This window comes from Streptomyces sp. NPDC004542 (assembly GCF_040610035.1).
Taxonomy (GTDB): Bacteria; Actinomycetota; Actinomycetes; order Streptomycetales; family Streptomycetaceae; genus Streptomyces.
The window spans coordinates 14910-29134 of sequence record NZ_JBEXLP010000056.1 but is presented as its reverse complement, the minus strand read 5'-3'; the positions used below and the strand labels follow the sequence as shown (position 1 = coordinate 29134).

The 14225-nt window shown below is 72.5% G+C and carries 10 protein-coding genes; 7 read left to right on the top strand and 3 right to left on the bottom strand.

What is annotated here, in order from left to right:
• Window positions 1-6: 6 nt before the first annotated feature.
• Both ABZX30_RS25950 and ABZX30_RS25945 read left to right on the top strand, forming a co-directional pair.
• On the top strand, window positions 7-1326 hold the full coding sequence (locus ABZX30_RS25950; protein WP_355937535.1) for a coenzyme F420-0:L-glutamate ligase: 1320 nt from the start codon (window positions 7-9) through the stop codon (window positions 1324-1326).
• Window positions 1327-1388: 62 nt separating this feature from the next.
• A complete protein-coding gene (locus tag ABZX30_RS25945; RefSeq protein WP_355937504.1) occupies window positions 1389-2390 on the top strand; it encodes a DNA-3-methyladenine glycosylase 2 family protein in 1002 nt (333 codons plus the stop codon).
• 183 nt (window positions 2391-2573) lie between these two features.
• On the opposite strand, the gene ABZX30_RS25940 is transcribed toward ABZX30_RS25945, so the two are convergent.
• Window positions 2574-3656: an NDP-sugar synthase gene (locus ABZX30_RS25940; RefSeq protein ID WP_355937502.1), complete on the bottom strand. Its 1083-nt coding sequence runs from the start codon at window positions 3654-3656 to the stop codon at window positions 2574-2576.
• Window positions 3657-3822: 166 nt separating this feature from the next.
• Window positions 3823-5304, bottom strand: coding sequence for a peptidoglycan recognition protein (locus ABZX30_RS25935; RefSeq protein ID WP_355937500.1), 1482 nt, complete (start codon window positions 5302-5304; stop codon window positions 3823-3825).
• A gap of 129 nt (window positions 5305-5433) precedes the next feature.
• On the opposite strand from ABZX30_RS25935, the gene ABZX30_RS25930 reads away from it, so the two are divergent.
• The 4 genes from ABZX30_RS25930 (at window position 5434) to ABZX30_RS25915 (ending at window position 11452) form a co-directional block, all read left to right on the top strand.
• Window positions 5434-6189, top strand: a complete 756-nt coding sequence (locus ABZX30_RS25930; protein WP_355937499.1) for a TIGR03089 family protein — start codon at window positions 5434-5436, stop codon at window positions 6187-6189.
• Window positions 6190-6305: 116 nt separating this feature from the next.
• Entirely contained in the window at window positions 6306-7493 is a 1188-nt protein-coding gene (locus ABZX30_RS25925) for an LCP family protein (RefSeq protein ID WP_355937497.1), read from the top strand.
• Between the two features lie 231 nt (window positions 7494-7724).
• Window positions 7725-9488 (top strand): LCP family protein, encoded by a 1764-nt coding sequence (locus ABZX30_RS25920; RefSeq protein WP_355937495.1) that lies wholly within the window; start codon window positions 7725-7727, stop codon window positions 9486-9488.
• A gap of 383 nt (window positions 9489-9871) precedes the next feature.
• Window positions 9872-11452: an LCP family protein gene (locus ABZX30_RS25915; RefSeq protein WP_355937533.1), complete on the top strand. Its 1581-nt coding sequence runs from the start codon at window positions 9872-9874 to the stop codon at window positions 11450-11452.
• Between the two features lie 30 nt (window positions 11453-11482).
• On the opposite strand, the gene ABZX30_RS25910 is transcribed toward ABZX30_RS25915, so the two are convergent.
• On the bottom strand, window positions 11483-12511 hold the full coding sequence (locus tag ABZX30_RS25910) for a glycosyltransferase family 2 protein (RefSeq protein ID WP_355937493.1): 1029 nt from the start codon (window positions 12509-12511) through the stop codon (window positions 11483-11485).
• A gap of 307 nt (window positions 12512-12818) precedes the next feature.
• Between ABZX30_RS25910 and ABZX30_RS25905 the strand changes: the two genes are divergently transcribed.
• On the top strand, window positions 12819-14186 hold the full coding sequence (locus ABZX30_RS25905; RefSeq protein ID WP_355937491.1) for an LCP family protein: 1368 nt from the start codon (window positions 12819-12821) through the stop codon (window positions 14184-14186).
• The last annotated feature ends 39 nt before the right edge of the window (window positions 14187-14225 follow it).

Genomic DNA, 14225 nt, shown 5'->3' with positions numbered 1-14225 from the left:
GGCGACATGTCGGTGCGGCCGGACGGCGGTGCCGTGCCCGGGTACCGGGTCTGGGCCGTCCCCGGGATCCCGGAGGTGCAGCGGGGCGACGACCTCGCCAAGGTGATAGCCGGGGCCGAGCCGGGGCTGGCCGACGGGGACGTGCTGCTCGTCACCTCGAAGATCGTGTCCAAGGCGGAGGGCCGGATCGTCGAGGCGGCCGACCGGGAGGCCGCGATCGACGCCGAGACCGTGCGGGTGGTGGCGCGGCGCGGCCCGCTGCGGATCGTCGAGAACCGGCAGGGCCTGGTCATGGCGGCCGCCGGGGTAGACGCCTCCAACACCCCCTCCGGGACGGTGCTGCTGCTGCCCGAGGACCCGGACGCCTCCGCGCGGGCCATCCGGGAGGGGCTGCGCGAGGTGCTCGGCGTCGACGTCGGGGTGCTCGTCACCGACACCTTCGGGCGACCCTGGCGCGCGGGGCTCACGGACGTCGCGATCGGCGCCGCGGGCGTGCGCGTGCTGGACGACCTGCGCGGGGGCACGGACGCGTACGGCAATCCGCTCTCCGCCACCGTCGTCGCCACGGCGGACGAACTCGCCGCCGCCGGTGACCTGGTCAAGGGCAAGGCCGCCGGACTGCCCGTCGCGGTGGTGCGCGGGCTGCCGCACACCGTGGCCGACGACGGCGCGGGGGCGCGCGCCATGGTGCGCGGCGCGCGCGACGACATGTTCCGGCTGGGCACCTCCGAGGCGGTCCGGGAAGCGGTGACCCAGCGGCGTACGGTGCGGGCCTTCACCGACGAGCCGGTCGACCCCGGGGCGGTACGGCGGGCGGTGGCGGCGGCGGTGACCGCACCGGCGCCGCACCACACGACGCCGTGGCGGTTCGTGCTGCTGGAGTCGAAGGCGTCACGCACCCGGCTGCTCGACGCCATGCGGGACGCCTGGATCGCCGACCTGCGGCGGGACGGAAAGACCGAGGAGTCGATCCGCAAGCGGGTGCGGCGCGGCGACGTGCTGCGGGGCGCGCCGTACCTCGTGGTGCCGTGCCTCGTGATGGACGGCTCGCACACCTACGGGGACGCGCGGCGGGACGGCGCCGAACGGGAGATGTTCGTCGTCGCCACCGGAGCCGGGGTGCAGAACTTCCTGGTCGCGCTGGCCGGCGAGCGGCTGGGGTCGGCCTGGGTGTCGTCGACGATGTTCTGCCGGGACGTGGTGCGCGAGGTGCTGGACCTGCCCGCGCACTGGGATCCGATGGGAGCGGTGGCGGTCGGGCATCAGGCCGGGGAGCCGCGGCCCCGGCCGGAGCGGGATGCGGGGACGTTCATCGAGGTGCGCTGACCGGTCTTATGACAGGGGCCCTAGTCTCGTAACACAGCTCCGACAGCCCAGGGATCTCATTCGTGGCAGGACGTTTCGCTCCGCGCCCCACGCGTACGACCGTGCGCGGTGGGGATGTCGCCGTGCCCGCCGGGGTGCCCCGGCAGTCCGCCGGGCCGGGGCGGGTACGGACCTGGGTGCCGGACGGGCCACTCGATCTCGGGCTGGTGCTCGGGCCGCTGAGGCGCGGCCCCGGGGATCCGACCTTCCGCGCGACGCCGGACGGGTCTGTGTGGCGGGCCAGCCGGACGCCCGCCGGGCCGGGGACCCTGCGGGTGTCGGTGTACGGCGGCGAGGTACGCGGTCAAGCGTGGGGGCCGGGGGCCGAATGGCTGCTGGAGCGGTTGCCGGAGCTGCTCGGTGCCGCCGACGATCCCGCCGCGTTCGCGCCCCGGCACCGCGTGGTGGCGGCGGCCCGGCACCGGCGGCCGGGACTGCGTCTGACGCGGACGGGCCTGGTGCTGGAGTCGTTGATCCCGTCGGTCCTGGAGCAGAAGGTCACGACGGTCGAGGCGTACCGGGCGTGGCGGCTGCTCGTGCGGAAGTTCGGGGAACCGGCGCCGGGGCCCGCGCCCGGGCGGATGTACGTGATGCCGGAGCCCCGTACGTGGGCGCTGATCCCCTCCTGGGAGTGGCACCGGGCCGGGGTCGACAACAAGCGGGCGTCGACGATCCTGCGGGCCGTGCGGGTCGCCGCCCGGCTGGAGGAGGCGACCGGGATGCCGCCCGAGGCCGCGCAGGCACGGCTGGAGGTGGTGCCGGGGATCGGGCCGTGGACGTCCGCGGAGACCGTACAGCGCAGTCACGGGGCGGCGGACGCGGTGACGGTGGGGGATCTGCACCTGCCGGGAATCATCGGCTGGGCGCTGGCCGGGGACCGGGACGCGGACGACACCGCGATGCTGGAGTTGCTGGAGCCCTATGCGGGGCAGCGGCACAGGGCAGCCCGGCTGATCCTGCTGAGCGGGCGTGTGCCGCCGCGGAGGGCTCCGCGGATGCCGGTCGGGGACATCGGCCGGCTCTGAGACCTGCCCGGCGGCCCGCGCGTGCGGCCCGCCGGGAAACGTCAGCCCCGCGGCACGGCCGGAGGGAACGACCGCGCGGTTCCAGGGCCTGGGCCAGGCAGCCCACCGCGGCGGTTCCACGAGCAGGCGTCCACATCCGTGAACGGACGGCTCGGCGGACGCCTCGGCCTCGTCCCGCCGGCGCTACTGGTCGGAGGAGAACCGCACCGCCCTCGCCGGAATCCGCGCGTCGCACCACACCCGCACGCCCTCCCGCAGTTCGTTGTCGGCCCCGACGACCGCGCCGTCACCGATCACCGTGCCGGTGAGCACGGAGCGCTCGCCGACGCGGGCGCGGGTGCCGATGAGGGAGTCGGTGACGACGGCGCCGGGCTCGATGACGGCCCCCGGCAGGATCGCGCTGCCGAAGACCCGGGCCCCCTCGGCGACGAACGCGCCCTCGCCCACCACCGTGCCGCCCGTCAGCTTGGCGTCGGGCGCGACCGTGGCCGTCGGCAGGATCAGGCGGTCGCCGCAGCGGCCGGGGACGGCCGGGGACGGCGCCCGGCCCAGGACCAGGTCGGCCGAACCGCGGACGAAGGCCGCGGGCGTGCCGAGGTCGAGCCAGTACGTCGAGTCCACCATGCCCTGGAGGTGGGCCCCGGCCGTCAGCAGACCGGGGAACGTCTCGCGCTCCACGGACACCGGCCGGCCCGCCGGGATGGTGTCGATGACCGAGCGGCGGAAGACGTACGCACCGGCGTTGATCTGGTCGGTGACGATCTCCTCGGGCGTCTGCGGCTTCTCCAGGAAGGCGAGCACGCGGCCGGTGTCGTCGGTGGGGACCAGGCCGTAGGCGCGGGGATCGGTCACCTTGGTGAGGTGCAGGGACACGTCCGCCGACGTGTCCCCGTGGGTGCGCACCAGCGCCCTGATGTCCAGCCCGGTCAGGATGTCGCCGTTGAAGATCAGTACCGGCTCGTCGGGGCCGGAGCGCAGCCGGGAGGCCACGTTGCGGATGGCTCCGCCCGTGCCGAGGGGCTCCTCCTCGGTGACGTACTCGATGTGGAGACCCAGCGCGGCACCGTCGCCGAAGTACGGCTCGAAGACCTCGGCCAGGTAGCTCGTGGCGAGCACGATGTGCTCCACGCCCGCCGCCCTGGCCCGGGCCAGCTGGTGGGTGAGGAACGGCACCCCGGCCGCCGGGACCATCGGCTTGGGCGTGTGCACCGTGAGCGGGCGCAACCGGGTGCCTTTGCCGCCGACCAGGAGGATCGCTTCTGTCACCTGTCGTCTCTGCTTCCTGCCGGGACCGGCCGAAGTGTGTTTCGGCCGGCCAGTGTATGCAGACCGTGCGACAGCGCCCTCGACGGCCGCGCGATGTCCCCGCCATCGGCGCGCGGATTCCCCCGGCTGCCCGCCCCGAGGGCGAGGGGCGGGCGCTTTTGGCCCGTCAGCGCCCCTGGTAGCGCGCCGCGGTGGAGCGGACCGAGCCGAGCTTGGCGTAGAGCCGCTTACCCGGGCAGTCGGTGGCGTATCCGTCCCGATGGCCGGAGATCACGTTCAGTCGTACGTTCTTCCCCTTTGGGTACAGATTGCCACCCCCCGACTTGAGATATGTCTTTCCGCGCGGATCGCCGCCGTACAGCCCGAGCTTCCACGCGGCGAGCTGGGCGACGGCCTTCACCGCGGCGGAGGACGGCTTGCTCGAGCCGTAGCTGCCGATCACGGCGACGCCCATGCTGTCGGTGTTGAACCCGAGGGTGTGGGCGCCGCGGACCGCCTTGGACACTCCCCCGGCGCGGCCCTCGTAGAGGGTTCCGCACTTGTCGACGAGGAAGTTGTAGCCGATGTCCCGCCAGCCCATGCTGCGGACGTGGTACCGGTAGATACCGCGGATGACCGACGGCGCCTGGGAGCAGCGGTAGTTGTTGCCGGAGGCGGTGTGGTGGACGAACGCCGCCTTGATCTTCTTCGTGTAGACGAACCCCTTCTCGCGCAGCGACTCGTCCGCGTGCCAGCCGAGCCTGGTCACGATGCGCGGGCGCGGTCCGATGTGCGGCTTGCCGCGCTGGGCATCCGTCAGCTGGTCGCCGCGCAGGGCGAGTAGCTGCATCTCGGTGTCGGCCCGGCCGAGGGCCGGGATCTCGGTGGCGGCGAAGGGTCCGAGGTCGGTGTTGACGGCGGAGGCGGCGGCCTCGGCCTCCGACAGGGTGACGGTGCCCGGGAGGTCGGCCTGGGGCCCGGCGGGGGGCGGCTCGTCACCGGGGCCGGCGTCGGCGGGCGGCGGCTCGTCACCGGGCGGCGGGGCGTCGCCGGGGTCGACGAGTTCCAGGCGCAGTCCGGAGGGGAGGGGGGCGCCGGTGCCGCCGGCTGGGCCCCGGCCACCCGCTCCTCCCGCCCGCCCGCCGCCCCGGTGCCCCTCGCCGCCGTCCCTGTCGTCCGCCCGCACGCGTACATCGACCCCGTCGGAATCCCCCACCCACAGCGGGGCGGTGGCGCCGCGCACCCGGCCGGGGGCGCGTTCCGCCGCGCCCGGGTCGGCGCCGTGGTCGGCGGTGTGCGTCTCGAGGTCCTGCCAGCCGGACCATCTGCCGGTGCCGGCGGCCCGGGTACGGACCTGGACACGGCCGCGCAGTTCGGTGCCAGGGTCGTCCCAGACGACGCCGAGGAGCGAGAAGTGCCGTACGTGGTCGCGGTGCAGGCCCGGTTCGGGGGCGGCGGCGCGGGCGCGGCCCCGGGCGAGGGGCACCAGGGGCAGGGACTGGGTGGCGCCGGGGACCGCGGATTCGACGGCACGCCCGTCGGCGGGTCTCGCGGGAGCGGCTGCGGCGGGCACGGTCAGCGGCAGGGCGAGGGCGGCCGCGCAGGTGACGCCGACCGAGGAGACGCCGATCGAGGAGATACCGATCGAAGAAGTGAGGAATCCACGCATACCACTGATCTTCGACATAGTCATATGAATCTGTCCATCTAGGAACTGACGGTCCGTCGGCTGGGGATCCGCCGAACCGGTGGCCCCGCCGCGCGGTGCCGGACCGCCCGGCCGCGTACGCTTGCGCGGGTGAACGCCACCGATCGCACCCCCGCCGACCTGCTGCGATCCGCGCTCGCCGCGGATCCCGGACGCCCGCTGGTGACCTTCTACGACGACGCCACGGGCGAACGCGTCGAACTGTCCGTGGCCACCTTCGCCAATTGGGTGGCCAAGACCGCCAACCTCCTCCAGGGCGACCTCGCCGCCGGGCCGGGCGACCGGGTCGCGCTGCTGCTGCCCGCCCACTGGCAGACGGCCGTGTGGCTGCTGGCGTGCTCGTCGGTGGGCGTGATCGCGGACGTGGCCGGCGACCCGGCGGCGGCCGACGTCGTCGTCAGCGGGCCGGACTCGCTGGACGCGGCGCGGGCGTGCCGCGGCGAGCGGATCGCGCTCGCGCTGCGGCCGCTCGGCGGGCGGTTCCCGCAGCCCCCGCAGGGCTTCGTCGACTACGCCGTGGAAGTGCCGGGCCAGGGCGACCGTTTCACACCGTTCTCGCCGGTGGATCCCGAGGAGCCGGCGCTGATCGTCGCGGGGGCGGAGCTGACGGGTGCCGAGGTGGTGGAGCGGGCGGTCCGGGACGCCCCGGGGCTGGATCTCACCGGGCCCGGGTCCCGGCTGCTGTCCGCGCTGCCGTACGACACCTGGGAAGGGCTGAGCGCGGGGCTGTACGCGCCGCTGGCCACCGGCGGCTCCGTGGTGCTGTGCCGGCACCTGGAGCGGCTGGACGAGGAGGCTCTGGCCAAGCGGATCGAGAGTGAGCGGGTGACCGCCGCGCGCCACTGAGGGGGGCCGCACGACGGTCACCCGTTCGGAGCAGCAAGAGGCTCCCCCGGCCTGCCCCGGGCGTCATGGTCGTAAGAGCCAGGACATGACGCGCGTACGCCACGAGGGGGCCAGCCGTGACCGACGCCGCAGGCACGCCCTCCGGACCCGTCCCTGGCCCCGGCGCCGCCGCGACGGGCGAGGGGCTGGCACGACGGCGCCGGCGGCGGTGGGCGCGGGGGGCGGCCCTGGGGGCCGGGGTCCTCGTGGTGGCCGCGGCCGGGGGCGGGTGGGCGGTGTACGCGAAGCTGAACGCCAACATCACGCCCGACGAGGCGGCGGCGGCCGAGCTCGCCCGGTACGAGCGGGAGCGGCCCACGGCCCTGGTGCGCGACGCGCAGAACATCCTGCTGATCGGATCGGACACGCGCGCGGGGGACGGCAACGCCGAGTACGGGCGGGACCTGGGCAGCGAGCGGTCCGACACCACGATCCTGCTGCACCTGGCCGCCGACCGGCGCAGCGCCACCGCAGTGTCCCTGCCCCGCGATCTGATGGTGGACGTGCCGAGCTGCCGGCGGGCGGACGGCGGCCGCGGCGAGCCGACCTTCGCGATGCTCAACTACGCCTTCCAGACAGGTGGTTCGGCCTGCGCCATCCGGACCGTGGAGAAGCTGACGGGCATCCGGATCGACCACCACGTCGTCGTCGACTTCACCGGCTTCAAGGACATGGTCGACGCCGTGGACGGCGTGGAGGTGTGCCTGAAGGAGCCCGTCCGCGACAAGGACGCCAAGCTGCGGCTGCCCGCGGGCAAGGTGACGCTCGACGGGGAGCAGGCGCTCGGCTACGTACGGGCCCGCAAGTCCCTGGGCGACGGCAGCGACACCGACCGGATGGACCGGCAGCAGCGGTTCCTCGGGGCCCTCGTCGGCAAGGTGCGCAGCGACGACGTCCTGCTGAACCCGGTCAAGCTCTATCCGGTGCTGGACGCGGCCACCTCCTCGCTCACCACCGATCCGGAACTGGCGAGCCTGCGCGGCCTTTACCAACTCGTGCGCGGTCTGCGGAACATCCCTACCGAAGAAGTACGTTTCCTGACTGTTCCGAGGGAGTCGTACGTTTACAACGCCAATCGGGATCAGCTGGTGGAACCCGAGGCCGAGAAGCTCTTCGCGCGGTTGCGGGCGGACCAGCCCGTGGCGGTGGCGCGGGAAATCTCACGGGATTCTCACGCGGGGGACCCCGCCGGGGACCAGCGGAACACCCCCTCCCCCACCCCGACCTTCCGCGGAACCACCGCCGCCGACGACAGCTGCGAGTAAAGCGCGCCCCAAAGCCGTACTCCTGTCCAGAAGAATGCGGCGGATTGCCCAGTTGTAGGGAGGTGGAATTTGTCACGGGCGTCGCTTGACGCTGAACTGGGCGGATAGTGTGAGCGATCCGGTGCACCCGGCCGCGAGGTCCGTCCTGGGGTCGTGCACTGATTGACTGTGACCCGAGCGCCTGGTGGGGGGAAAGGCGCCGCGTGGCCCCGACGGAGGATTCGGACAACCGTGGACGCGCAAGGCCGTGGGCGGGCGGACAACATCGATCCCGCAGACCAGTGGGTGCTCAATCCGAACACCGGCGAATACGAACTGCGACTGGCTCCTTCCGCACCGCAGTCGACGGTACCGGGACCGCGTAGATCCGGCTCTCCCCGCGGCAGCGCGGGGGGAACCGCGGCGCGGGCCCGGACCACCGCGCCGGCGCGCGGGAAACCGGACGGCGGCACCGGCGACAAGCCCGTGCCGGAGGTTCCGGGACCGCGCCGGCGCCGGGGAGGTCCCCCGCAGCCGCCGCCGGGGCGCCGCAACCGGCGGCCGGTGAAACAGAAGTCCAAGGCGAAGAAGATACTGCTCTGGACCGGTGGGTCCATGGCCTTCGTGCTGGTCGCCGTGTCGGCCGCGGGCTACCTCTACATCAAGCACCTGAACGACAACATCACCTCCGTGTCCGACGACGGCGCCGGCACCGGTGGCTTCAGCAAGGACAAGGCGATCAACATCCTGCTGATCGGCACCGACAAGCGCACCGGAAAGGGCAACGAGGGCTACGGAGACGCGGGCAGCGTCGGGCACGCCGACACCAACATCCTGCTGCACCTCTCCAAGGACCGGACGAACGCCACCGCGCTGAGCATCCCGCGTGACCTGATCGTGAACGTCCCGGACTGCCCGACGACGCAGTCCGACGGCTCCCAGAAGGTCATCCCGGGCACGGAGAACGTCCGCTTCAACACCAGCCTCGGCCAGGACGGGCGCACGCCGAGCTGCACCATGCGCACGGTCACCGAGCTCACCGGGATCACCCCGGACGACTTCATGGTCGCCGACTTCAACGCGGTCAAGACGCTGACCACGGCGGTCGGCGGGGTCGAGGTGTGCCTGGGCAAGGACATCGACGACGCGGACTCGCACCTGAAGCTGTCGAAGGGCACGCACAACATCTCGGGCGAGCAGGCGCTGGCGTTCGTGCGCACCCGGCACTCGGTCGGGTTCGGCGGCGACCTGAGCCGGATCGGGCTCCAGCAGCAGTTCCTGAGCGCGCTGATGCGCAAGCTGAAGTCCAACTCGACGCTCACCAGCCCGACGAAGATGCTGAAGCTGGCCGAGGCCGGCACCAAGGCACTGACCGTCGACGACAAGCTGGACAGCATCGGCAAGCTGAAGGACCTGGGTCTGGAGCTGGGCAAGCTCAACCCGAAGAACCTGACCTTCACCACGGTGCCCGTCGTGGACAACCCGGCCGAGAAGGTCAAGTCGACCGTCGTCCTCGACGGGTCGACGGCTCCCGCGGTCTTCGACGCGATCAAGAACGACGTGTCCTTCAGCGACGTCAAGAAGAAAAAGAAGGCGGCCAAGGACGCGCAGGCCGCCCGCCTCAAGGGCACCAAGGCCGCCGCCTCGGACGTGCGGGTGCGCATCCTCAACGGCGGAGCGGCGGCCGGCAGCGCGCAGTCGGTCCTCAACTGGCTGCAGAACGACGAGGGTGTGACGAGGTCGGAGAACGCGGGCAACGCCCCCGCCGAACTGAGCAGGACCACGCTGGAGTACGCGCCCGACCAGGCGGCCCAGGCCCGCAGGCTGGCCGCCATCATGGGGCTGTCCGGATCCGCCATGAAGCCCGGCAAGAGCGTGACCAACTCCCAGGGGCTGCCCGCGATGACGCTCACCCTGGGCAAGGACTTCAAGGGCGCGGGTGTCTCCCTCACGACCCCGACCAAGGCACCGAAGGTCGACAAGTCGACGGCGGACAAGGTCCAGTGCGCCTCGTAGGTAACCCAAGGGGCTCGTCCTGCGTCTGACAGGGCGCAGGACAGGCCCGTCTCAGGGCGTACCGCCGGCACCGGCGCCGGTCGGTGCACGCACGTGTACAGCCCGTATCGCACGCAGGACCACGGCCCGCGGCACCCGCCGGGACCGCACAGCGAACACTTAACTGGCTGCAGAATGATGTGGCGCGCTCGAGCCCGTCAGTACGGGCGGAAGCAGGCGCGCAGTCCGCGGCGTACAGCGTGGGTGCTCCGCAAGGGGTAACCCAAGGGGCCTCTCGTGCGTCTGACTAGGGGCAAGGGTGTGCCCGGGTGCGGGCGCAGGGTGGGGAGGGCAGGGAGTTGCGGAGCAGCATCAGCGGGGAGGTTCCCGCGGCCGGGGACACGATGTCCCTCACGCCGCGGGGCGGTGAGAAGACGGACGGCGCCCGGCACGGCGGCGAACGGCGAAGAGGTGGCCCGGACGACGGCGGACGGCCGGGCAGACGGCGTGCGCTGCGCTGGTCGGCGACCGTGCTCGCGGTGGTGATACTGGGCACGGCGGGCGCCGGCTACCTCTACTACCAGCACCTGAACGCCAACATCAAGAAGGACCCGCTCAACATCGGCGACGCCAAGGACCGGGCGGCCGAGTCCACGGCGAACGCGGCCGGCCAGAAGCCGCTGAACATCCTGCTGATCGGCTCGGACGGGCGGAACAACAAGAAGGACCAGGAACTCGGCGGCGCGAAGGACACCTTCAACACCGCGCCCCGCGCCGACGTCCAGATGCTGCTGCACCTCTCGGCGGACCGCGGCAACATGTCGGTGGTCAGCATGCCGCGCGACACGCTGGTGGACATCCCCACGTGCACAGACCCCGCCGACGGACGTGTCTACGGGGCCCTGACGTCGCACATCACCAACGACTCGCTGGGCCGCGGCGGCCCCGGCTGCACGGTGGCGACCTGGGAGAAGCTCACCGACATCCACATCGACCACTTCATGATGATCGACTTCTCCGGTGTGGTGTCGATGGCCGACGCCATCGGCGGCGTACCGGTGTGCGTGGACGCCAACGTCTACTCCAAGGACAGCAGCGGCCACGGCTCGGGCCTGAAGCTGAGGGAGGGCACCACCCCCGTCAAGGGCGTCCAGGCCCTGCAGTGGCTGCGCACGCGGTACGGCTTCGAGGACAACACCGACATCGCCCGGGCCAAGGCTCAGCACCAGTACATGAACTCGATGGTCCGCCAGCTGCGCGAGAACGCCACGCTCAGCAACCCGGGCAAGCTGAAGGACCTCGCCGAGACGGCCACCAAGGCGCTGACGGTCGACGACGGGCTCGGCACGGTGGCGAAGCTGTACGACCTGAGCAAGGAGCTCAAGAAGGTCCCCACCAAGCGCATCACGATGACGACGATGCCGTGGCAGTACGCCTCGGCCACCAGCGGCCGCGTGGTGCCCAAGCCGGGCGACGCGGAGAAGCTGTTCCGGCTGGTCCGCCAGGACATCGCCCTGGACGGCAAGGACAAGAAGAAGTCCACCGCGGCGAAGACCAGCTCGGACCCGGCCGCGGCCGACGACAAGATCGCCGTGCAGGTGCAGAACGGCACGGGCTCTGCCACACAGGCCGCGGTCACCGGACGGGCGCGCGACATCGTCCAGCTCCTCGTCGGCAAGGGCTTCACGCAGGCGGTGTCGGACTCCTCGGCGGCCCCGAGCGAGGAGAAGACGGTGATCCGCTATCCGAGCGCGGACCTCGAGGGGGACGCCCAGCGCGTGGCCAAGGCGCTCGGCGTACCGCTGTCCTCGGTGAAGAAGTCGACGGACGTCTCCGGGATCACCCTGGTCGTCGGCGCCGACTGGCGTACGGGCACCGCGTACACCGCGCCGAAGGACGACGACTCGACCCCGGACTCGGCGCAGGTGATCAACGGCGCGGACAAGAAGCAGTGCATGCACGTCAACCCGAGCTACACCTGGTAGCCCGGGCCGGCGAGCGCCTCGCGCGCGGGCTCAGTCGGTGGCGGGCACCGCGGGCCGGCGCGAGGCGATGACCTTCTTCGCGAGGGAACGGGGGCTGGTCAGGAAGCCCCAGCCCCAGGACATGTGCATGGTGGCCAGGGCCACCGGGATCCGCAGCCGGGCCTTGAGCGGCAGGCCCTTGCCCGCGGGCACCGACCCGGCGGCGATGGCCGCGAGGTAGCCGCCGGGGATCACGAAGCCCCAGGGGGTCAGGGCCGCCCCCACCACGATGCCCGCCGCTATCGCGCACACCGCCGTCGGCGGGGCGAGGTAGCGCAGGTTGATGGAGCCCTCGTGGTAGCGGGCGACGACGTGCCGCCAACGGCCGTAGTCCTTGTACTGCTTGGCCAGCGCCCGCACGCTCGGCCGCGGCCGGTACGACACCTTCAGCTCCGGCGAGAACCAGATCAGCCCGCCGGCCTCGCGGATGCGGAAGTTCAGCTCCCAGTCCTGGGCGCGGATGAACTCCTCGTTGTAGCCGCCCTGCCGCTCCAGCGCCTCCCGCCGGAAGACGCCGAGGTAGACGGTCTCGGCCGGGCCCGCCTCGCCGCCGGTGTGGAAGGCGGCGTTGCCGACACCGATCCTCGAGGTCATCGCGGCGGCGACCGCGTGCTCCCAGTCGTTCTCCCCCTCGGCGTGCATGATGCCGCCGACGTTCTGCGCGCCGGTCTCCTCCAGCAGCCGTACGGCCGTGGCGATGTAGTTCGGCGAGAGCATGCCGTGCCCGTCGACGCGGACCACGATCGGATGGCGCGAGGCCTTGATCGCGGCGTTGAGCGCGGCGGGGGTACGGCCGGTGGGGTTCGGGACGGTGTGCACGCGAGGGTCTTCGGCGACCAGCTCGGCGGCGATCACGTCCGTACGGTCCGTGGACGGGCCGAGGGCGATCACCACCTCCATCTCGCCGGCGTACTCCTGCGCGAGGATCGCTTGGACGGCCCCGCGCAGATGCCGTTCCTCGTCGAGGACGGGCATGATCACAGAAACGGCGGGGAGCCGCACGTCGGAGTTGGCGTTCATAGAGGGCTCACGTTACCGCGAACGGGGGACACCGGTGCGCGCCGCCGGGTCGCTGCCGCGGGCTGGAGATCGTATGGGCCTACGGTGCTCACGTTCCCTCGTACGGCCCCGGGATGCAGCGGCCTGCCCCGACAAGCGGACGGTCAGGACAGGCCCTGGGACCCGGGGGGCCCGAAGCCCCAGCGGAGGTGTCCCCATGCCCGTCACGCCGCCGAGTTCTCCGGCACGTCGCCGGCAGCACCCGCGACCGTCCCGGCCGCGGCGAACGCCGCGGCCGCCCGCCGGACGGAGACGGCCGCGCTGGGCCATGCGGGCGGTGACCACCCTGTCGGTGGTGGTGCTCGCCTCCGCCGGGATCGGGCACGCGGTGGTCAGCAGCCTGGACGCGGGCATCGCCCGGGTCGACGCCTTCAAGGACATGAAGAACCGCCCGCGGGCCGGTCACGGCATGAACATCCTGCTGGTCGGCACCGACGGCCGGGACGGGATCGGCGAGCAGGAGCGGCGCACGTACCGGCTGGGCGGGGCGCCCTGCCACTGCACCGACACGATGATGATCGTGCACATCTCGGAGGACCGGGAGCGGGCGAGCGTGGTCAGCCTGCCGCGCGACTCCTACGCCGAGGCGCCCGCGCACGTCGACGCGACCACCGGGCAGCGCCACGACCCGCACCCCCTCAAGCTGAACGCGGCCTATGCGGAGGGCGGCCCGCAGCTGACCGTCCGCACGGTCGAGAACATGACCCATGTGAAGATCGACCACTACCTGGAGGTCGACTTCACCAGCTTCATGAAGACCGTGGACGTGCTGGGCGGCGTCCAGATCTGCACCCCGCTGCCCCTGAAGGACAGCTACACCGGCCTCGACCTCCCGGCCGGCACGCACCGCCTGGCCGGCGGGCAGGCCCTGCAGTACGTGCGCGCCCGGCACGTCGACGGGGCCAGCGACCTGGGCCGGATGCGGCGCCAGCAGCACTTCCTCGCGTCACTGCTCGAGCGGGCGACCTCGTCGGGGGTGCTGCTGAACCCGATGCGGTTCAGGGACGTGACGCGGGCGGTGCTCGGCTCGGTGCGGGCGGACGAGGGCTTCGGCACGGACGAGCTGCTGGAACTGGGCCGGGCGATGCGGAACTTCTCCCCCTCCTCGTCCGAGTTCACGACCGTTCCGATCGGTCAGATGTCCTACCCGGTGAAGGGCATCGGCTCGACGCTGAAGTGGGACGGGCCGAAGGCGGAGCAGCTGTTCCAGGCCCTGCGCGACGACAGGCCCCTGGCGCCCGCGCACCGGCCGCGGGGCGAGACGGTGGTCCCGGTGGAGGTGGCCCCGCAGCAGATCCACGTCCAGGTGGAGAACGGCACCCGCACGGTGGGCCTCGGCCGGCGGGTGGACACGGCCCTGGCGGCGACCGGCTTCGCCACCACGCACCTGCCCCTCGACGCGCACGACCACGACGTGCGCCGCACGGTGATCCTCTACGACCCGCGCTGGGACCGCTCCGCCAAGTCCCTCGCCACGGCCCTGCCCGGCAGCGAACTGCGGCCGGTGAAGGGGCAGGGCCCGGTGCTGAAGGTGATCGCCGGGTCGGACTTCAGGAACGTGCGGAAGGTACGGGGCGAGGCGGTGGGCGGCCAGACGGAGGCGACGGTGGTACGTGGCGACGAAGCACGGTGCTGACCCACCCCTCCGGGCAGAACCGCACACCGCCGCGCGGCG

What these genes read in the sequence shown, in the direction of transcription:
- ABZX30_RS25910 (WP_355937493.1), bottom strand. Translation starts at nt 12,511, where the DNA reads ATGAACGCCAACTCCGACGTGCGGCTCCCCGCCGTTTCTGTGATCATG.
- ABZX30_RS25950 (WP_355937535.1), top strand. Translation starts at nt 7, where the DNA reads ATGTCGGTGCGGCCGGACGGCGGTGCCGTGCCCGGGTACCGGGTCTGG.
- ABZX30_RS25905 (WP_355937491.1), top strand. Translation starts at nt 12,819, where the DNA reads ATGCGGGCGGTGACCACCCTGTCGGTGGTGGTGCTCGCCTCCGCCGGG.
- ABZX30_RS25935 (WP_355937500.1), bottom strand. Translation starts at nt 5,304, where the DNA reads ATGCGTGGATTCCTCACTTCTTCGATCGGTATCTCCTCGATCGGCGTC.
- ABZX30_RS25915 (WP_355937533.1), top strand. Translation starts at nt 9,872, where the DNA reads ATGTCCCTCACGCCGCGGGGCGGTGAGAAGACGGACGGCGCCCGGCAC.